The 590-nt window shown below is 67.6% G+C and carries 1 protein-coding gene; it reads left to right on the top strand.

The window, feature by feature from the left end:
- Positions 1-46 precede the first annotated feature (46 nt).
- The coding region (locus AC08ON_RS12360) for an AMP-binding protein (RefSeq protein WP_476617009.1) at positions 47-590 on the top strand (544 nt) is incomplete at its 3' end.

The raw sequence follows: 590 nt of genomic DNA, 5'->3' as shown, positions 1-590 counted from the left end.
CTATCACACAGAGTGACACCCGAAGGTTAAACGACAAGCCAAGGGCGTGCAGATCACCCACCGCAACATCTGGGTCAACGCGGTCACCTTCGCGCTGCACGCCGGTGTCACCGATCGCGACGTCTACCTGCACACGCTGCCGATGTTCCACGCCAATGGCTGGGGCATGCCGTTCGGCATGACCGGTCTCGGCGTCCAGCAGGTGGTGCTGCGCAAGATCGACGGCCCGGAGATCCTGCGCCGGGTGGAGCAGCACGGCGTCACCGTGATGTGCGCCGCGCCGGCTGTGGTCAACGCCGTGCTCGACGCCGTCCGGGACTGGGACGGCGAGGTCCCCGGCCGCGACCGCGTGCGGGTCATCTGCGCGGGTGCTCCGCCGCCCACCAAGACGATCCAACGGGTCGAGGAGGAGCTCGGCTGGGAGTTCATCCAGATTTACGGCCTCACCGAGACCTCGCCGCTGCTCACGATCAACCGTTCCCGCGTGGAGTGGGACGACCTGCCGCCCGAGGATCGCGCGGGCAAGCTTGTCCGTGCGGGTGCGCCCGCTCTGGGTGTCACGCTCAAGCTCTCAGACTCCGGTGAGGTGC

It is taken from the genome of Frankia sp. CoWAU3, assembly GCF_977971855.1.
The sequence above is the reverse complement of the archived record's forward strand: the minus strand, read 5'-3'. Positions and strand labels throughout refer to the sequence as shown.